Below are 18981 nucleotides of genomic sequence, written 5' to 3' on the forward strand. Positions count from 1 at the left end.
TGTCCTTAATTAGGACAGTCTTACTGCTTTATATTATTAATAAATTGATGTACTATCTTTTGGCAAAGCTTTCACATGTTTTAAATAGTTCGTCACTTTATCATCATCTTGCGGATATTGATATTCATATGTGTTAGCAATTTCGTTCGCCACTTCTCTAAATAAATCACCCATAACAAAGAATGACTCCCATATATTTTCATATTCTGCATTAGAAAATGTCCTTTTAAATTGCTCCCACATATCTTCTTCAATATATTGCTCGAAATGCTTTCCAAACTTCCCTGTATTAACTGTAAAGTCTGTTTTCATACCAATATACCATTCTAGCATTACGATGAACATATCTCGCACTGGTCCTTCAAGCATTCCTTTTGCATAAGAAAGTTCCTCTCGCCATAACCCTTTTGCGATATTCGTACTACACCACCAAAATTCATTACAACAATCTAAAAACTCTTTTTCTGTAGGCTTTTTTACTAAGTAATCTTTATCACTTGCTGGTGGGAATTCTTCCAGACAATTATCTTTATCAAGAAGCAGTTTACTTAAACTATCTTGTCCAACGAACTTTTTTATTAACTCAACTGGAACTAGCGTTAAATCAATCCGATTCCCATCCATGAACTGCATTAAATACGGAAACTTTCCATCTTCATCTGGTTGAACTAACGACATTTCTTCTGGCATTTGTACTATCATTATTTCTCCAAATCTATGAACCCAATTATGATTAGACGTAAAAGATTGTATATCATTTACAACATACATAATATCATAGTCTTGAAAACAATCTCTTTTCACATTTGGATTTACACGCGATCCATTCATGATAACTGCTCGAATTCTTTCATCCTCTATTGCTGTATTTATAATTACGTCTAACATTTCTTTTTCAGTTCTCATCTACTCACAACCTCCAATTTTTTAATATATAATATAGTGCTATACTGGAGGGCCACGAGCTAATCTCGTTATACACGATACATGTTATAATTTTTCAAACATCTTTTTCATTCCACCTGTCTCCTTACATCATTCTTTTACGATTGCCATTACAAATCCATCGTATCCCTTACTTCCGACAGTTTGAAGCGCTGTAGCACTAACACGTGGCTCTGCAGCTATTAATTCATAGAAACGACGTATCCTTTGTACACGAGGATCGTTACTAGTATCATTAATAACTTCTCCTTCACGTACTACATTATCTCCAATAATTACGGTACCAGGGCGTGATAGTTTCAGTGCCCATTCAAAAATAAGTCGGATTATTTTGTTTATCAGCATCTATGAAAATAAAGTGAAACTTTAATCAGTGGGGGGTTCATCCCCACTGATTATTAGTTGAACCAATCGGGCATTAACGGGCAGTTGATCTCCCACCTAACTTCTTTGCTCCAGCCGACCTTTGAGGTGGGAGTCTTACTGCCCGTTAATGCGGGATAAAATCAAAAGGTTCATGCTTCTCATTTTCTATTTGTTGTAAAGAATCTAACGCTAATCCTGTTCGTATTTCAATTTTATCATTCAAATTAGCACGTTCAATATTGCTACGTGCAATTTCTGCATGTTTTTCATTTGCTTCCAATGTAACAACTTGGCCTCCAGATGGTAAGCCCCTTGCAATCCATATCGTGCTATATCCGCCTGGAGTACCAATTTCCAAAATGTTTCGAGCTCCTTGAATTTGTACTAATAGTTGTAAAAACTTCCCTTGCGTTGGCGATACATCATGTGCCGGTAAATTAGCTGCAGCATTCGCTTGAAGGACCCTTTCTAATGTAGAATCTTTCGGTATTAATACATCACTCATATATTGATCAACAGCCGTCCATTTCTCAATTGTACTCATGTAAATACCATCCCTTTCAATTTCCCAACGCTTTCTACCATTCACTTTTAATTATACCGAAAATTCTGTCTCAAATACAAAAAATAAAGAAGGGACATCTCCCCCTTACAGAATAGATATCCCTTCTTTTAAAGTTAAATTTAATTCCTATGGATTAGTAGACCAAAGCCCAGCAGATTTAATAAATGTACGTTTATTTAATTTTAGCTGCGCTACGATAAATTCTGCAATATCTTCTGCTTGCATTACTTTATCAGGGTTTCCATCAGTTAATCCTAAATCTACAGCCATATCAGTTGCTACTGTACTTGGTGTTAAAGCTGTTACACGAATGTTATGCTTACGAACTTCCATCGCTAACGATTCAGTTAAACCAAGAACACCAAATTTAGAAGCACTATATGCACTTGTTACAGGTGCACCTTTTTGTCCTGCTGTAGATGAAATGTTAATGATATCACCAGATTGTTGTTCAATCATGCTCGGTAAAGCAGCACGAGTTGCATAGTATACACCCATTAAGTTTACTTGAATGATTTTTTCCCAATCAGCAACGTCTAGTTCTAAAAACTTACCAAACTTAGAAATACCAGCGTTATTAATTAAAATATCGATAGATCCTAAACCATTTTTTAACGTTTCAATCGCAGTAGTCACTTCTTCGTATGAAGAAACATCAGCAGTTGCAATAACAGCTTTTACGCCTTCTGCTTCTACTTCTTTCGCTACAGCTTTTAAGTTTTCTTCTGAACGAGCTAATAGGCCTACATTTACGCCTTCTTTCGCTAATGCAATTGCGACAGCGCGACCAATCCCTCTACCTGCTCCTGTAATTAAAGCATTTTTGCCTTGTAATAATTCTGCCAAGTATAACACTCCTTAATCATCTCAGTTATGTATTATATTAAAATTGTATCTATGTTTATGTAAAAAGGCAATGATGCACTTTCATGTGCGTAGGTTACTTGTAGGTAACTATAGAAAATTACTATGCATTCATTGCACGTATTTATCATTATTCATGCAAAATAAAGACACCCTCCTCATAAAAGAGTGTCTGCGTATGAAATAAAAAATGGTTCTTTATCACTACACTATTTTTCTTCATAATTAGGAATACGCACAATAAATTCAGTACCTTTTCCTTCCTCACTCTCCACTTTTATCTCTCCTTGATGAAGGTCGAGTACTTTCTTTACAATAGCTAAACCTAAGCCACTTCCTCCATAGGCACGATTTCGTGAAGAATCCGCTTTATAAAAACGCTCAAAAATATGTTGTTTCTGTTCTTCTGATATACCAATTCCTGAATCACAGATACGCACTTCCACTACTGTCTCATGTTCCTTTAACTGAATAGTAATTGTACCACCGCTTGGAGTAAATTTAATGCTATTATGAATTAAATTAATCCACACTTGACTCATACTTTCTTGGTCTGCAGTTACATGGACTTTCTCTAAATCAAGATCTAATTCAATTTCTTTTTCAGCCCAGAGTGGTTCACTATTTAACACAATTTGCTTTAACTGTTGATCTAATCTATAGCTCACTCTTTCTGGTGTATACTCTTCGGATTCTAAAAGAGTTAGCTTTAGTAAATTTTGACTTAGTTTAGATAATCTCGTTGTTTCAGTTTCAATAATGGTAAGATAATGCTTTCTTTTTTCCTCAGAAAGATTATCGTCTTGTAGTGCTCTAGCAAATCCTTTTATAGAAGTTAATGGTGACTGTATTTCATGAGAAACATTTGATACAAATTCTTGTCTCATTTTCTCCATCGTATTCAGTTCATCTGTCATATCATTTATACTTTTTACGAGCACGCCAATTTCTCCATCATACTTTTCTTCATTTCGTATTTTTACGGAGAAGTCTCCTTTTGCAATTTTTTGTATCGGTTCAATAATAGTCCAAATCATTGCCTCTCGTTTTGGCCTCATTAATATTCCAATTAATGTCCAAATAAGAATAATAAATACAAAACCGACCATATCACTAATTAGAAAGGCAACAAACGGCGATACGTTTACGTCAAAAGCATTCAATAAACTAGTTGCTACATAAAATGCGATAGACCAAATGATAGTAAGAAAAGAAAAGAGCGCTAATACCGCTCCAAATACTTTCAGCATCTTCAACTTACTCATTCGTTTTCTTTTTCTCATTTACTTACCTCTAAGCGATACCCTAATCCTCTTATTGTTTTAATACTAAATTTCGACTGCTCTTCTTGAAACTTCTCACGTAACCGATTAATATGAACGTCTAGTGTACGTTCATTCCCTTCAAAATCATATCCCCATATTTCTTCAATTAATTGTTCTCTCGAACAAGTTCTTCCCGATTTAGACCCTAAAGTAAAGAGCAGCTCAAATTCTTTTAACGGTAACGTAACCGTTTGTTCTCCAGATGTAACTTCGAATGTTTTACGATTTAATAATACATTTCCAACTTGAATCGATTGCGAAACTGTAATTTGGTAACGTTTTAACAATGCCTTTACTCTCACTACTAGTTCTATAGGGTCAAATGGCTTTACAAGATAGTCATCTGTCCCAAGGTGAAATCCTTTTACTTTTTGTGATGTTTCCCCTTTGGCAGTTAGCATCAGCACCGGGATATCATAGTATTTTCTTAATTCAAAACATACATCAAATCCATCCATATTTGGCATCATGATATCAAGAATAACCATATCGACTTTTACGTCATCCATTTTCTGAAGTGCATCTACTCCATCAATTGCCTCATATGTTTGAAAACCTTCTCGTTCTAAAAATACAGAAACGAGTTCTCTAATGTGTGGATCGTCATCTACTATTAAAATTTTAGGTATCAAAGGAACCATTTCCTTTCTACTTAGCATCTAATATATTTTTTAAAAATGAATCATCAATGGAGTAAAATCCCCGCTGATGATTCATTTTATAAGGCACCCTCTTTAATTTTCAATTGTTGCGTTGCAAACTCACGATACATATCATGCGTCTGTAATAATTCATCATGCGTACCACTACCTGTAAGATTCCCTTTCTCAATAAAGATAATTTTATCTGCATCTACAACAGTAGAAAGTCTATGCGCAATCACTAACGTTGTTCTGCCTTTCATTAAGTTATTTAACGCTTTTTGAACGACAGACTCAGATTTACTATCTAAGCTTGAAGTTGCCTCATCTAGCATAAGAATTTGCGGATTTCGAAGTAACGCTCGGGCAATGGCAATTCGCTGTCTTTGTCCACCAGAAAGCTTCACACCGCGTTCTCCAACTTCTGTTGCATAACCGTTTGGTAAGTCATGAATAAATGCATCAACATATGCCATTGCTGCTACTTTTTCAATTTCTTCATCCGTTACTTCGCCTTCAACACCGTAACAAATATTATCACGAATCGTTCCATCGATTAACGGACTATCTTGTGATACGTAACCGATTTGACGTCGCCATGACTGTAATGAATAACTCGTAATTGATTCTTTTCCTAATTTAATGGCACCACTAGTTGGCTCATAAAAACGTTCCAGTAATGAGAATAACGTTGTTTTCCCACTACCACTTGGTCCTACAATCGCTGTCACTTTTCCAGATTCAATTATGAAATCAATATTTTTCAAAACTTGCTCTTCTTCGTTATACTCAAAATGTACATTTTCAAGAACGATCGGCTGCTTAGCATTTGCCACTTTCACACCAGTTTCATGATCTTCTACTTCATATTCTAAAATCGTACTAATTCTTTCCGTTGCACCGATTGCCTTTTGAAATTGTGTAAAGAACATAGATAATTGACTCATCGGCATTATAATTTGAACTAAATACAAAATAAACGCTACAAGTTCACCAGTTGTTAATGCACCGCTAGAAACTCGCATCCCGCCATATCCTACGATAATAACAAGTAGTGCCATTAAAACAAACGACATAACTGGCGAAATTAATGCTTGCACTTTTCCTTCTTTCAAACCAAATTGTAATAACTTTTGTATACCTGTATTACCCGTTTCATATTCTCTTTTTTCTGTATTTGAAGATTTCACTAAACGAATTTCCGATAACACTTGCGTTAACACACTTGTAAAAGATGCCGTTTCATCTTGAAGCGCTTTTGAAATCTTATACATTTTTCGTCCAAGTGGAACTAAAATTAATACAGACAACGGAATAACCGTTAAAAGTAACGCAGTCATTTTCCAATCTAAAACAAATAATACAATTAACGATCCAACAATTGAAATACCACCTGTTAATAAGTTTGACAAATGCTCAGAAATTAACGTTTTCACAACACCTGTATCATTCGTCATACGGCTAATCGTATCACCTGTTCTATTTTGATCGTAATAAGATACCGGCAAGATAAGTACCTTTTTCCACAAACGTTCTCTTAGTCCCGCTACAATCTTCTGCCCAATATAATTTAGTAAATATATAGATAACCCTGCCGCAATAGTTTGCATTACAAAGAAAGCAACTAACCCAACAATTTGTCCTGCACTAATTGAAGAAAGCGAAAAATTATCTACTAATCCTTTTGTTAGCATGGGAATAAATAAACTCGCTCCCGTAGAAAGCAAACTCATTAATAATGCAAAAACTAAAATTCCTTTCGGAGGATTTGTATCTTGAATAAGGCGTAAAAACTGCCTCCAACTCCCTTTTTTCTTCATTTCATTTCTAACTTCCATTCCTGTTCATCTCCTCGTGTTAAACAAATCTGTTCTTTCTAAAATTAGAATACGATACAAATGTAAACTGAATGTAAACACACTTTTTCTATTTTTACAAAATATACATAAAAACTCATCTTTACAACAGATATAAACATCTGATATTATTACCTGGTACTTAATATTATTCTATGTAAATTATAAATAATTTACAACACGATATAAATCTCCAGTTAGTGAAAGGAGTATCCTTTTTGCAAACAAATATACATTCTGAAAAGGAAACAATTATTTTTATTCATGGGTTAGTTGGTAATCGTCGCGCCTTCAAAAAGGAGCAAAAACGATTTTCTGCCTCCTACAACATTATAACTTATGACTTATTAGGTCACGGTGATGATAAAGGAGAAGCAATCGACTTTTCATTACAGCGCCTCGTAGATCAATTATTAAACTTATATGAACAAGAAAATATTAAAAAAGCTCATATTTGTGCACTAAGTTACGGCTGTTACATCTCTACAATTTTTGCACAAATGCATCCAGAAAAAGTATTAAGTATTTGTCATATTGGAGGACATTACAATAACCCTTCTCGTTTATATAATGTATTTCAAAATTTTTGGGAGAAGCGAGGAGATGAATACTCTAAATGGCTCTCTCAATACGCAAATACTATTTTTCCAAGTGGTATACTAAAAGCAAATCCATTCGCAGTCATTTCAAGAAATATTTACTACCGTTTCGGATTACAATTACATTCATCCATAATTGCCCAGTCATTACGACATCGGTTAGAATTCGATTTAAAATCTAAATTAAAATCACTCCCTCACCCTATACTATGGGTAATGGGAGAGCATGATCATCTCTATAAATCTTGTCTATTTGATTTGAAATCTATTTTACCTAACGTTCTATACAAGGAAATACCTTTAGCAGGACATGCAGCGAACTTATTTCGTCCTAACTATTTCCACGACTTATATGATCGATTTTTAAATGGAAAGTTAAAATAAAAACTATTAAACTTCCAATTTATTCAACTATAAAAAGGCTTCCCAAGTTTCCTTGGAAAGCCTTTTCTCTATACGAAAAGTATATAAAACTACTTTTTCTTAGTATGCTTTTGTGTAACCTAAAATGTGCTTGCTCCAGTAAGAGTTACTTACAGAACTAATACGTACACCAGTTGCATCTGTTTCTGCACTAATGAACTGACCGTTTCCTAAGTAAACACCCATGTGAGAAGGACCTGATTTATAAGTATTTTGGAAGTATACTAAATCACCTGGTTGTGGATTGCTAGTTTTTGTTTTAGAGCTCCAGTATCCAGCAACTGTTTGACGAGCGCCTTTATGACCAGTTTGATTTAATACGTAGTGAATGAATCCACTGCAGTCAAAACCAGCAGGTGTTGTACCAGCAGTTCTGTATGGTGAACCATTTAAAGATCTAGCGAATCCAGCGATTGAAGATGTATCTCCACCTGTTGTTGGTTTTTGTACGTCTTTACCTGGTTGTTGAACGTTATTTGTAACGTTATTGTTATTGTTATTTGTAACGTTATTTACTCCGCCTTTTACAAACTTAACGAAGTCTGCACTTACGTAACCTGTGCGGCCGTTATGGTTAATTTTGTACCAACCATTTTCAGCGCCAGTAACGTTTAATACTTTACCATTTGTTACTCCACCGATTACAGCGTTGTATGTAGCTGGGCCTGTACGTACTTTTAAAGCACCAGTGTTAACAACATAAGAACCACCAGTTTGAACTATTGTAGTATTGTTGTTTGTAGTTGGTTGTTGTGTTTCGTTAGATACAGCAGAACCACCTTTTGTTACGAAGTCTTTGCTTACGTATCCAGTTCCACCATTGAAGTTGATTTTAAACCAATCTTGTACTTCACCTACAACTTGTACTGTTTTACCTTTGTTTACAGAACCTAATACTGTATGAGATGTACTTGGGCCTGTACGTACGTTAAGTGAAGAAACGTTTACTGTGTAAGTACCTGTTCCTTGTTGAACAGTCGTTCCTGTTTTGCCACCAGTCGTTACGAAGTCACCACTTACATAACCTGTTTGACCATTTACGTTTACTTTGAACCAACCATTTTCTTGTCCAACTACTTGTAGCACTTGGCCTGATTTTACTTTAGAAATAACGTTATGTCCTGTACCAGCACCTGAACGAACATTTAATACATCAGCAGTTACTGTGTATTTTAATTCAGAAGTTGTTTCTACAGTTTTTGTTTCAGTTACAGTCGTTTGAGTTTGAGTTTGAGTTTGTCCATTAATTTCTTTTAGCGCTTCATTTGAAACTTGTGCATGAGCAGAATCCATTCCTGGAACTGCAACGCCAGCTACAGAAGCTGCTGCTAAACCTGCAATTACTTTTTTCATAAGTTGTCTTTACTTCCTTTCCCTACTATCCTCTTAAAAAAACTTAAAACTTTAATACTTTACAATATTATCAAAGTAAAATATTCATCCAGTTCCATTTTTTAGCAAGAGTTTTATTTTTCACACAGAGTTCATTTTAAATGAACAAAGTGAAATCCGTGTGAACTTCATGTGAACTTTATCATTAAACATAGTGTTTTTGCAATGATTTTTTCAAATTTCTTGTATATCGCATAAAAATTCGACATTTCATTTAATATCTCAATATAAAATATCCCTTTTCTATCTTCTATGAAAAATTCTATTAACCTAATACAAACTACATTATGTATTTCCTTATAAAGCTCCTTACATAAAGTATACTTTCATCATGACAAAAATCACTCTATTAATCAATAGTATAATATTTTTAGAAAACTAATTTTCTATACTATCTACAATTTTGAAATAATTTGACGAATTGTAAGATTTATTTTATAAAAACCATTTCTCCTTTAAAGAAAGCACACACTATACCAATTGTTCTCTTTTTCTGATTATAGAATTTATAGGATAACCATAGTATTATATACATATCCTAATAAAAAGAGGAGGCATATTTGTGAGACATATAATAGATGATCCTATACAAAAAAATATAGAGCTGTACTATGCTTTTATTCAATTCGTTTCAATGATAACATTACAAAAAATATCAGTTGTTGAAACACGTAAAGATGAATTGAAAAATCAGATAAAAAATGAAGGACAAAAAAAACCTTATTACTTATAAAAAAAGGCGAACAGGTTATATTCCTGTTCACCTTTTATCAAATTATTTATAAATTTTTACACGGTTTTCTAACGATTGGAATTCTTTTTCACCAGCCTGTACTACCGGTTTACCAAATGGCATTTGCGCAGTGAGTTTCCAATTTCCTGGAACATCCCACTCTTTTCTCACTTCTTCATCAATTAGCGGATTGTAATGCTGTAACGTAGCACCAAACCCTTCAATTTCTAAAGCTGTCCAAATTGCAAATTGTAACATTCCTGATGATTGCTGAGACCAAGTTGGGAAATTATCTTTATATAATGCAAAGTTTGCTTGAAGGCCTTCCACTACTTCACTGTCTTCAAAATATAAAACCGTCCCATAACCACTTTTAAATGCATTCATTTTTTCTTCAGTAGGTGCAAAGTTATTTTCAGGTACAATTTTTCTTAACGTTTCTTTCGTAATATCCCATAATTTATCATGTTGTTCTCCTAATAAAACAACAACACGAGCACTTTGAGAATTAAAAGCTGAAGGTGTATGTTTTACAGCATGATAAATCACTTCTTGAATTTTCTCATCAGAAACTACTTGCTCTTTACTAATTGCATAAATAGATCTTCTGTCTTCAATTGCTGAGTAAAAATCTTTTGCCATCATAATTCCCTCCAATTTTCAATTGAGGCTATTTCATATGTATACATCATATTACGCCCCTCAAACTTATTATTAATAAGCTTATAACTTTATAATATCACAGCAACAAATAAACTCAAATGATAACACTTGTATTTAGAATCTTTTGCCTTTTTAAAGTTAAAATAAAAAGACTGTTTATTGTTATCTAAAATTAGTAACAACAAACAGCCTTACTTATGTAGCGATCTAGATTGGTATTTTACTTACTTAATTAACTAATCCAAATGCATACGACATTAACTTATTCGTCTCTGTAAAACGTTTTGTTTTACTTGAGGTCCCCATGACTACTGTAATAATTCTGTTATCACCTTGCTTGGCAGTCCCAGTAAAACAATATCCTGCACTATCTGTAAATCCTGTTTTTAGTCCGTCCATTCCTTCTATATATAAACTTTTATTATTTTTGTTTAACATGTCGTTTGTGCTTATAACATTAATATTATTAAATGCTAGCTGACTTTGACGCAAGTGAGTCACTTCTAATATTTCCGGATAATCTTTTATAAGATGATACGCCAATTGTGCTACATCAGCAGCCGTCATTTTTGTTTCACTTCCATCTGGCTCTTGTAATCCAGAAGCATTTGCAAATTTAGCATGTTCCGACATTTTTAACTGTTTCGCTTTTGCATCCATAAGCTGAACGAAATCTTTCTCCGATTTTGCCATATGTTCTGCTAAAGCCACAGCTGAATTATTAGCTGACTCAATCATTAATGCATGATATAAATCTTTAACAGTTAATGTGTCATTAACTTGTACTGGGATTCTCGCTCCCTCTGTTTGTGCCGCCTTCGCACTCATTTTAACTGGATCTTCCCAGCGAACTTTCCCGTTATGTATACTCTCTAGTAGGAGATACGCTGTCATCATCTTAGACATACTAGCCGGTGCAAAAGCTTCATTTTCATTATATTGATAAATAATATCTCCATCACTCGCATCGATAATCATAGCTGCTTTTGCATTAATTTCTGGTGGGATGTACTTTGGCGGGACTACTTTTTCAGAAAATCCTGCTTTAGGTAGTTCTGCCACTTGCAAAGGTTGTCCCTCTACATTTGCTACGCTCTTTTGATTTCCTTGGAATAAGAACCAACATACCCCTAAAATAATGACTAATAGGACTGTCATCCTTCCCCATTTTAACCGATTCATTTCAAAACTCCTTTAGCAAACCTTTTATACACTCACATTTAACCTTAACAACAATTCCTTTATACAGTCAAGGCAAAAAGGTATGTTTATTCATATACAGCAATGATTATTTTAATTTATTTATGGTAAACTTACAATATTGAAACGTAAGAATATTCAATAATGAATTCTCGTAAATAAAGGAAACTTTAATCAGCCCCACCAATCGGGCTTTTACGGGCAGCCCGCCCCCCACCTAACTTCTTCGCTTTCACTGAATTTTGAGGTGGGGATCTTACTGCACAGCAAATAGCGGGATAAACTATTTAATAGAAGGGATTCATTCAAATGCTACTTCCAAAATCATTGCAATACGGAGACACAATTGGGATCTATTCCCCTTCTTCACCAGTAACTTACACTTCTCTAAAAAGATTTGAACGAGCAAAATCTTACTTACAACAGAAAGGGTTTCATATATTAGAAGGTTCATTAACAGGTCGATATGATTTTTATCGTTCTGGTAGTATACAAGAGCGCGCTGAGGAACTAAATGCCTTGATAAGAAATCCTAATATTTCTTGTATTATGTCAACAATTGGTGGGATGAATTCAAATTCACTATTACCTTATATTGATTATGATGCTTTTCTAAATAACCCTAAAATAATGATTGGATATTCAGATGCAACTGCTTTATTACTAGGAATTTATGTTAAAACAGGAATTCCTACATTTTATGGGCCAGCTCTCGTCCCTTCCTTTGGCGAATTTGAACCTTTTGTTAATTGCACATACAAATATTTTGCAGAAACTTTACTACATGATCAATCTCTTCCTTATCATATAAAACAACCATTATTTTGGTCAGATGAATTTATTAATTGGGAAAAAAAGACGAAGGAGAAAGAACTTCGACCAAACAATTGGATTTCAGTAATTGATGGAAAAGCTACTGGGCGTATTATTGGCGGGAATTTAAACACGATACAAGGAATTTTTGGTAGCCCCTATATGCCACATATTCAAGAGGGCGATATTCTCTTTATTGAGGACAGTTCAAAAGATGCAGCTACTATCGAAAGAAGCTTTTCATTCCTTAAAATTAACGGTGTATTCGATAAAATTTCAGGTATCATTCTTGGAAAACATGAGCAATTTGATGATTGTGGTACAAATCGAAAACCTTTTGAAATACTATTAGAAGTACTTCAAAATCAAAGAATTCCTTTTCTAGCCGACTTCGATTGTTGTCATACACATCCAATGATTACCATGCCTATCGGTGTTCAAGTAGAGTTAGATGCAACAAATAAAACGATACATATTGTAGAACCTTGGAAAAAATGAATGCATGGCTTCTATTGTTTTACAATAAAAGCCATGATACTATATACTTTGGAATGTGAAAGATTAAACAAAATACGTTCCAATATCTATCATTAGAAAAATTAGGTATAGATATATATTTATATGCAAAAGAGAGTGAATAAATGAAACCAACTATTAAAAATTATGTATTTTTACATGTAGCTTTTTTGATATATTCTATCATTATGGTTTACATGAAATGGGCAGCTCAATTTCCAATTGCTTCAATCTCATTTTTTATTGCTTATTTCGGACTAGTTGTACTTTTATTCGGATATGCAATTTTATGGCAACAAGTAATTAAACATTTCGAAATTTCAAAAGCATATTCACATCGCGGGATTATTATACTATGGTCAATGCTTTGGTCAGTATTTCTATTTGGAGATACGATTCAGTGGAATCATTTACTTGGTGCAGCTATTATTATCGTCGGAATTGTGGTGGTGACAAAAGATGAATAGTTATATGTTATTATTTATTTTCGGGATAATTTTAGCTAATTACTCACAAATATTATTAAAAAAAGCTACTTTACAACAATACGATTCTAGAATAAAAGAATATGTGAATCCTTATGTTATTATCGGCTACTCTTTATTTGTACTTAACGCTGGATTAAATGTAATCGCCATGAAGGGCATGGAATTAAAACAAGCATCAGCATTAGAATCCTTAAGTTATATCATCATATTAATTTTCGGTTGGTATTTCCTAGGGGAAAAAATAACGAAACGTAAACTCATCGGTAACATGATTATTATCTTTGGTGTAATCGTTTATTGTATCCAATAGTAAAAAGCTCCGTTTATCACAAACGGAGCTTTTTACTATTGACCTAAATTTTGCACCTTATCTTTCAAATCTCGAACTTGATCTACCGTCTGCATAAGCTCTGAGTTTTTAAATTGCTCTACATCCACTTTCCCTTCTTCTATCTTTGTCATCGCCGTATCAATTAACGTATTTAACTTTTCGTTATATCCGACGATTTGTTGATGAAGATCCTTTGCTACATCAGGTGGCGTTAATTCATTGAATGCGGGTATATCTTGTTTAATTTCACTAAGCTTCGTTTCTAATTCTTTTCGAGCCTCACTATCATTAACGGCCTTTTCTGCTAATGCTGGTGCATCATTTGCAAATGCACTTATTTCATTTACATAGTCTGTCGCCTTTTGAGCATAATCTATCGAGTTCTTTCCTTCCTCCACTATTGAACATCCCATTAAACCAATTGAAACTATAAATACTAATAAAATTGATTTTATTTTCATTTTAGACTCCCTTCGTTTTTATAATTGTCTGTAGTTTTCTCTATACATAACTTCTAGCTAAATTGTTTATAACCTTTTTCAAATAGCTATTTATCCTCTTACATGCCCTATTATCGTTACAACATCTATTTCTATATGTACGCTTATAATATCTTCAATTATATCCATATATCCTTGTCCTATAGCTGTTCCATAGTGTAATGTAAGCCCCTTCTTTTCATACACTGACTTTGGCACTGAAAAAATAAATCTCCTCAAGTTTCTTTCATCAGCTGGTTCCATAATTAATACAATCCCATCCTCATCAAACATATACGCTCGCCCTCCAACTTTACATTCACTATGGCTCAGTATTGCCTTGGTCAGCAAAATTTAAAACATAATAAGTTAAGATACACTCTGCTCTATCATAAAGTGAAACTTTAATTAGCCCTCACCAGTCGAATCTTTACCGGCAAATAGCGGGATAAAAATAAAAAGCATTCATTCTTTTTTGTTAAGAATGAATGCTTTTTAAAAAATCAATTTCTAACTCTAGCATCTTTTTTTGACGAGGTTTTACTTTCCTTACGGGAACTCCAGCGTAAATATACCAATCATCTAAACTCTCTTTTACCATACTCATCGCGCCGACTGCCGTACCTTCTCCTACAGTTACATTTGGAAAAACAATAGAATTAGCACCAATAATCACATGTTTTTTTAAAATAACTTTTTCTGCTTTCACATCCCTATATTGATTCGGGACGGTTGGCCCCATTAATGTATTTCCACTGAAATCATCAAGTACTGCATATACAATTGTTTTAGCTGAGATGTTTGCAAAATCATGCATTTCAATCCCAACTTCCCCTCCATATAACGCTGTATACGCTGATATGTGCGAATAACTTCCAATTGTGATTTTGCCACTTAAAATGCAAAAATCATCAATTCTTACATGATTACCAATTGATATAGCACCCGGATTATATATACTTGCTTTTTTACTAATCAATACATTTTTCCCAACAGATAAAAACCCAATTTTCTTTAGCTCTTCTTGACTATAAAAACTATTCATCTACCGACACCACCTTCTGCTCTAAACAGATTACAATTTGCTCTACTAGTTCTTTCGTCATTCCTTCCCATAAAGGTAAACTTACGATTCGTTTTGCTATTTTATTCGTTTTTGTTAAATCTGTAGACTTATATTTTCTAAAAAGAACTTGTTGGTGGCAAGATGGTGAAAAGTATAATCTAGCTTCTATTTTCTGTTTTTTCAGCTCTTCTATTACTTGTATGTTGTGAACTTCTTCTGGACAAATGATAGGCATAAATTGGTGAATAACTGCTTCTGTCTTTTGAACTCCCCACCCTTTTTTCATTAACCCAGTACTTTGTAACAACTGTTTATACCATTTAGAAATACGGGTTCGTTCTTTTAATTTTTGATCCCACTTTTTTATAGTCGCAATCCCAATAGCCGCTGCGTATTCAGACATTTTGCAATTAAACCCCATCATCGTGCATTCACGATTTTTATCAAATCCGAAATTCCCCATTCTTTTAATACGTTGTATATCTTCTTCGTTTTTACTATATATGAGCCCTCCTTCACCAATTCCGAAAGGCTTTGTTGCATGAAAGCTATATACGATCATTCCACTAAAATCTTGACCGTAATGCATCCCTCTATTCATTAATCCAAATCCCGGTGCCGCATCTACGACAACCGGAATCCCCTTCTTCTCTAATTCTTCATATTCTTCTAAGTTCATCCATGATCCAAAAGTGGCGTACGGGACAACAATCGCAACCTCTTCTTTTAATTCTTCTATCTTATCCAAAAGTACGGTTTTATCCATATACCAATCATCTATTGAAATATCAATAAAGTAAGGTTCCAATCCACACCAAATAGCGGCTAAGGCAGTCGCAGGGAATGTAAAGCTAGGCATGAGAGCATACTTTCCCTTTCTTCTTTTCTTTAGTTGAATAGCCGCCATTAACCCTAACGTTGCGTTTGCTACTGTTGTAACAGCTCCCCTGTTTTGAAAAAATACCGACATAATTGTTTCCTCAAAACGTTGATTTATAGGTCCATAATTCGTATATATGTGAGATGTATCAATTTCCTTCAATTCGTCCAAATACTCAATTACAGGTACAGTTGAAGCACGTAAAAAAGGAATATTCTCCATATCTATCTATTCCTTCCTATCATTTTCGGACAATATAGAGCATATCTGTTTCAGATAATCCAAATTTCCTAGCACTTTTCATTCCTTGTTTTTCCGCTATGTTATATAATTCCACCTTAAATCCTGCATTCATTAATCGTTGAATAAATCCCGATTGATTATAAATTCTCACATGATCTTCTTGACCAAAAGCTAATTTCCTCAATTGTGGTGTTACAATTAATTCATTCTCTACAATAAAATCTACATTCATTACGATTGGTACTTGAATAATTCCCCATCCATTTGGCTTTAACACTCTATATAACTCTCGCATTGCTTTGTCATCATCAGGAACGTGTTCTAACACATGGCTACATAATATTACATCAAAGGTATTACTATCATATGTAATCCTTGTAACATCAATTTCCTTCATTAATGGATCCTTTGGTTCTAAGTCACCACATACGTACGTAATATTTTTATACTCGTTAAACCAATCTCTTAACTTCGCTTCAGGTGCAATATGAAGCATAGTATAGTTTCTATTTAACAAGTCTGTTTCCGTTTCAATGTATGTACGATACAATCTTTCACGATCCATCGAATTACAAACTGGACATATCCCTGTATCTTTATTCCACATCTCAAATTTATATTTCGGAAAATCATAATGTGCTGGCCAAGGTGAAAATTTTTCAAATTGTTGATTGCAATATTGACAATAACAGAATTCTTTCTCAAACATGTGAGCAACTAATTTGTGTAACCCTTTTTTTATCTTTTCATTATAAATTTGATCTATTTCGCCGTTTCTTACTGCATCCTTAACTATAAATCCCGCATTTTCTAAACAATAAGATAAACTCTCTTTATACTCACTTTCAGAACTTAAAAATCCACTATTATATGCATCTATAATTAATTCAATCCACTCTTCAATTGTCATTAACATAAAATGCATTTGTTTTTGATTTTGTCCACTATGTTGTCTAAAATAACTAAGAGGTTCTTGTATATAAACTACTTTTCCTTTTCTCATCATATCTATCCAAGTTGCAATATCATTAATAGCAGAATAAGCCTTTCCTTTAAAATACCCAAACTTACCTTCAAACAAATCCCGATTAAACAAAACAGTTGTCGGCTCACCAACTATATTTTTTAAGTTTTTTAACATATAATTCCCTAATTCTTTTCCTTCAAAAAGTGTTGTTTCTTTCGCGATTTTCATATTCAATGTTGAAGGTGGTAATATCTCTCCATTCTCATCAATCAGTTCACGATATGACGTCACAAATGAAATGTTTTCTAATGCCAAAAAGTATTTCATCATTCTCTCGATCTTTTCATGATGAAATAAGTCATCATCTAATAAAAAGTTTATATAATCGCCATTCGCAAGTTCTATACACTTATTAAAGTTTTCAGCAACTAATGGCGTTTCATTTTTAACATATGTAATACACTCATATTCAAGTAAGTACGGTTGAATCATAACATTGACTTCATTATTTGTACTGTCGTCAGAAATAATAATTTCTATATTTTCATATGTTTGATTCAGAGCACTGTTGAGCGCTAATTCCAAGTAATAAGGTCTATTGTATGCAGGAATAAGTATACTTACTTTCGGTAAAGAAGAATTATTATTTATATGCTGTTTTTTCTTTTCTATATTTATTTTCTTTCCTCTAATTTTTTGGTAATAGTCTAATGTATATAATATCGATGATGGAACTATCCTTCTTGCATAATCTAGAAAATTAGTTATCGCTTTGTCTAAATCTTTTTCGTTGGATAAGAAACCATATTTTTCTCCCGCTATAATACTGTGTGAAAAATCTTCTAACCCATCCATTATTTTATTAGATTCATTTAACTGTTGATCTGGATGTAATCGAAAGTAACTAAGTGTCTCTGCTATATATACTGCTTTTCCTTCACTTAATAAAGATAACCATGAAGCTATATCTACATTACATAAATACCGCCTCTTATCAAAAATCCCATACGGTTCTTGTAACTCATTTTTACGAAATAAAACTGTTGTTGGTTCTCCAATATAATTTTTTTGATCCACAATTACCTTATTTCCTAATTCTATTCCCTCTATAATCGTATCCTCTTCAAATAAACGAACAGTTGAATAAATATGTCGTAGTTCTTTCCCTTTATCATCAATTACTTGACGATGAGATGTTACTAGCTTAATTTCATTATCTAGATCATTGAAAAAATACTTCATCATCTTTTCAATTTTATTCACATGAAATATATCATCATCCATTAAAAAATTTATATACTCACCGTTCGCTTCATGAAATAACATTAGCGCATTTTCAAATTGTCCGAGAGTTGATCTGTTTTTTATATAAATAATATTTAAATGATCACATAAATATTTTTGTAACACCTTTTCTGTTTCGTCATTCGTGCTGTCATCTCCAACTATAATTTCTATATTAGGGTACGTTTGTTCTAACACACTACATAACGCCTTTTCAAAGTAGCGAGGACGATTATACGTAGGAATTAACACACTTACCAACGGAAGTTGCTCTACGACCTCTTCAATTCTTTCAATACGATTTCTCATTTTAACTCTCTCACCTCTTCGCATATTATTTAT

The 18981-nt window shown here is 33.5% G+C and carries 18 protein-coding genes and 2 pseudogenes; 5 read left to right on the forward strand and 15 right to left on the reverse strand.

Features of this window, described 5'->3' with window-relative positions:
• Positions 1-36 precede the first annotated feature (36 nt).
• From ACLBXA_RS20780 to ACLBXA_RS20810, 7 genes and pseudogenes are all read right to left on the reverse strand, one after another.
• A complete protein-coding gene (locus ACLBXA_RS20780) occupies positions 37-906 on the reverse strand; it encodes an aminoglycoside 6-adenylyltransferase (RefSeq protein WP_001258546.1) in 870 nt (289 codons plus the stop codon).
• Between the two features lie 129 nt (positions 907-1035).
• Positions 1036-1303: pseudogene (locus ACLBXA_RS20785) on the reverse strand (O-methyltransferase); the annotation flags it as partial.
• Between the two features lie 147 nt (positions 1304-1450).
• Positions 1451-1855, reverse strand: a pseudogene (locus ACLBXA_RS20790) (O-methyltransferase); the annotation flags it as partial.
• Between the two features lie 147 nt (positions 1856-2002).
• On the reverse strand, positions 2003-2722 hold the full coding sequence (locus tag ACLBXA_RS20795; protein WP_000818985.1) for a 3-ketoacyl-ACP reductase: 720 nt from the start codon (positions 2720-2722) through the stop codon (positions 2003-2005).
• Between the two features lie 227 nt (positions 2723-2949).
• Complete coding sequence (hitS, locus tag ACLBXA_RS20800; RefSeq protein ID WP_017763041.1) at positions 2950-4023, reverse strand: envelope stress sensor histidine kinase HitS; 1074 nt, start codon at positions 4021-4023, stop codon at positions 2950-2952.
• Positions 4020-4697 carry an envelope stress response regulator transcription factor HitR gene (gene hitR / locus ACLBXA_RS20805; protein ID WP_000612414.1) on the reverse strand — a complete coding sequence of 226 codons (678 nt, stop codon included), beginning with the start codon at positions 4695-4697 and terminating at the stop codon, positions 4020-4022. The genes hitS and hitR overlap by 4 nt, the downstream gene beginning before the upstream one ends.
• A gap of 86 nt (positions 4698-4783) precedes the next feature.
• Positions 4784-6544 carry an ABC transporter ATP-binding protein gene (locus ACLBXA_RS20810; protein WP_098832518.1) on the reverse strand — a complete coding sequence of 587 codons (1761 nt, stop codon included), beginning with the start codon at positions 6542-6544 and terminating at the stop codon, positions 4784-4786.
• 236 nt (positions 6545-6780) lie between these two features.
• Between ACLBXA_RS20810 and ACLBXA_RS20815 the strand changes: the two genes are divergently transcribed.
• Complete coding sequence (locus ACLBXA_RS20815; RefSeq protein ID WP_001194308.1) at positions 6781-7545, forward strand: alpha/beta fold hydrolase; 765 nt, start codon at positions 6781-6783, stop codon at positions 7543-7545.
• 99 nt (positions 7546-7644) lie between these two features.
• Here ACLBXA_RS20815 and entFM read toward each other — a convergent pair whose 3' ends face one another.
• A complete protein-coding gene (gene entFM / locus ACLBXA_RS20820) occupies positions 7645-8937 on the reverse strand; it encodes an enterotoxin EntFM (RefSeq protein ID WP_098832517.1) in 1293 nt (430 codons plus the stop codon).
• Between the two features lie 601 nt (positions 8938-9538).
• On the opposite strand from entFM, the gene ACLBXA_RS20825 reads away from it, so the two are divergent.
• Positions 9539-9709 (forward strand): hypothetical protein, encoded by a 171-nt coding sequence (locus ACLBXA_RS20825; RefSeq protein ID WP_001215911.1) that lies wholly within the window; start codon positions 9539-9541, stop codon positions 9707-9709.
• A gap of 42 nt (positions 9710-9751) precedes the next feature.
• Here ACLBXA_RS20825 and ACLBXA_RS20830 read toward each other — a convergent pair whose 3' ends face one another.
• Both ACLBXA_RS20830 and ACLBXA_RS20835 read right to left on the reverse strand, forming a co-directional pair.
• Positions 9752-10354, reverse strand: coding sequence for a nitroreductase family protein (locus tag ACLBXA_RS20830; RefSeq protein ID WP_002083262.1), 603 nt, complete (start codon positions 10352-10354; stop codon positions 9752-9754).
• 246 nt (positions 10355-10600) lie between these two features.
• Positions 10601-11554, reverse strand: coding sequence for a D-alanyl-D-alanine carboxypeptidase family protein (locus tag ACLBXA_RS20835; RefSeq protein WP_001080883.1), 954 nt, complete (start codon positions 11552-11554; stop codon positions 10601-10603).
• A 327-nt stretch (positions 11555-11881) separates the two neighbouring features.
• Here ACLBXA_RS20835 and ACLBXA_RS20840 point away from each other — a divergent pair, with 327 nt between their 5' ends.
• The 3 genes from ACLBXA_RS20840 (at position 11882) to ACLBXA_RS20850 (ending at position 13699) form a co-directional block, all read left to right on the forward strand.
• Positions 11882-12883, forward strand: a complete 1002-nt coding sequence (locus ACLBXA_RS20840; protein ID WP_000926336.1) for a S66 family peptidase — start codon at positions 11882-11884, stop codon at positions 12881-12883.
• 143 nt (positions 12884-13026) lie between these two features.
• Entirely contained in the window at positions 13027-13368 is a 342-nt protein-coding gene (locus tag ACLBXA_RS20845) for an EamA family transporter (protein WP_000805128.1), read from the forward strand.
• On the forward strand, positions 13361-13699 hold the full coding sequence (locus ACLBXA_RS20850) for an EamA family transporter (RefSeq protein WP_001089871.1): 339 nt from the start codon (positions 13361-13363) through the stop codon (positions 13697-13699). The genes ACLBXA_RS20845 and ACLBXA_RS20850 overlap by 8 nt, the downstream gene beginning before the upstream one ends.
• Before the next feature lie 35 nt (positions 13700-13734).
• Here ACLBXA_RS20850 and ACLBXA_RS20855 read toward each other — a convergent pair whose 3' ends face one another.
• The 5 genes from ACLBXA_RS20855 to ACLBXA_RS20875 form a co-directional block, all read right to left on the reverse strand.
• On the reverse strand, positions 13735-14181 hold the full coding sequence (locus tag ACLBXA_RS20855) for a DUF6376 family protein (protein WP_000695203.1): 447 nt from the start codon (positions 14179-14181) through the stop codon (positions 13735-13737).
• A gap of 90 nt (positions 14182-14271) precedes the next feature.
• Complete coding sequence (locus tag ACLBXA_RS20860; protein WP_000459099.1) at positions 14272-14493, reverse strand: hypothetical protein; 222 nt, start codon at positions 14491-14493, stop codon at positions 14272-14274.
• Between the two features lie 184 nt (positions 14494-14677).
• Positions 14678-15244: an acyltransferase gene (locus ACLBXA_RS20865; RefSeq protein ID WP_001084172.1), complete on the reverse strand. Its 567-nt coding sequence runs from the start codon at positions 15242-15244 to the stop codon at positions 14678-14680.
• Positions 15237-16367: an aminotransferase class I/II-fold pyridoxal phosphate-dependent enzyme gene (locus ACLBXA_RS20870; protein ID WP_086397420.1), complete on the reverse strand. Its 1131-nt coding sequence runs from the start codon at positions 16365-16367 to the stop codon at positions 15237-15239. Before ACLBXA_RS20870 ends, ACLBXA_RS20865 begins: the two co-directional genes overlap by 8 nt.
• 19 nt (positions 16368-16386) lie before the next feature.
• Positions 16387-18948 (reverse strand): glycosyltransferase, encoded by a 2562-nt coding sequence (locus tag ACLBXA_RS20875; protein WP_098900210.1) that lies wholly within the window; start codon positions 18946-18948, stop codon positions 16387-16389.
• Positions 18949-18981: the final 33 nt, after the last annotated feature.

The sequence above is a fragment of the Bacillus sp. D48C genome, assembly GCF_053345735.1.

What these genes read in the sequence shown, in the direction of transcription:
- ACLBXA_RS20780 (WP_001258546.1), bottom strand. Translation starts at nt 906, where the DNA reads ATGAGAACTGAAAAAGAAATGTTAGACGTAATTATAAATACAGCAATA.
- hitS (WP_017763041.1), bottom strand. Translation starts at nt 4,023, where the DNA reads ATGAGAAAAAGAAAACGAATGAGTAAGTTGAAGATGCTGAAAGTATTT.
- ACLBXA_RS20810 (WP_098832518.1), bottom strand. Translation starts at nt 6,544, where the DNA reads ATGGAAGTTAGAAATGAAATGAAGAAAAAAGGGAGTTGGAGGCAGTTT.
- entFM (WP_098832517.1), bottom strand. Translation starts at nt 8,937, where the DNA reads ATGAAAAAAGTAATTGCAGGTTTAGCAGCAGCTTCTGTAGCTGGCGTT.
- ACLBXA_RS20830 (WP_002083262.1), bottom strand. Translation starts at nt 10,354, where the DNA reads ATGATGGCAAAAGATTTTTACTCAGCAATTGAAGACAGAAGATCTATT.
- ACLBXA_RS20835 (WP_001080883.1), bottom strand. Translation starts at nt 11,554, where the DNA reads ATGAATCGGTTAAAATGGGGAAGGATGACAGTCCTATTAGTCATTATT.
- ACLBXA_RS20840 (WP_000926336.1), top strand. Translation starts at nt 11,882, where the DNA reads ATGCTACTTCCAAAATCATTGCAATACGGAGACACAATTGGGATCTAT.
- ACLBXA_RS20845 (WP_000805128.1), top strand. Translation starts at nt 13,027, where the DNA reads ATGAAACCAACTATTAAAAATTATGTATTTTTACATGTAGCTTTTTTG.
- ACLBXA_RS20850 (WP_001089871.1), top strand. Translation starts at nt 13,361, where the DNA reads ATGAATAGTTATATGTTATTATTTATTTTCGGGATAATTTTAGCTAAT.
- ACLBXA_RS20855 (WP_000695203.1), bottom strand. Translation starts at nt 14,181, where the DNA reads ATGAAAATAAAATCAATTTTATTAGTATTTATAGTTTCAATTGGTTTA.
- ACLBXA_RS20860 (WP_000459099.1), bottom strand. Translation starts at nt 14,493, where the DNA reads ATGTTTGATGAGGATGGGATTGTATTAATTATGGAACCAGCTGATGAA.
- ACLBXA_RS20865 (WP_001084172.1), bottom strand. Translation starts at nt 15,244, where the DNA reads ATGAATAGTTTTTATAGTCAAGAAGAGCTAAAGAAAATTGGGTTTTTA.
- ACLBXA_RS20870 (WP_086397420.1), bottom strand. Translation starts at nt 16,367, where the DNA reads ATGGAGAATATTCCTTTTTTACGTGCTTCAACTGTACCTGTAATTGAG.
- ACLBXA_RS20875 (WP_098900210.1), bottom strand. Translation starts at nt 18,948, where the DNA reads ATGAGAAATCGTATTGAAAGAATTGAAGAGGTCGTAGAGCAACTTCCG.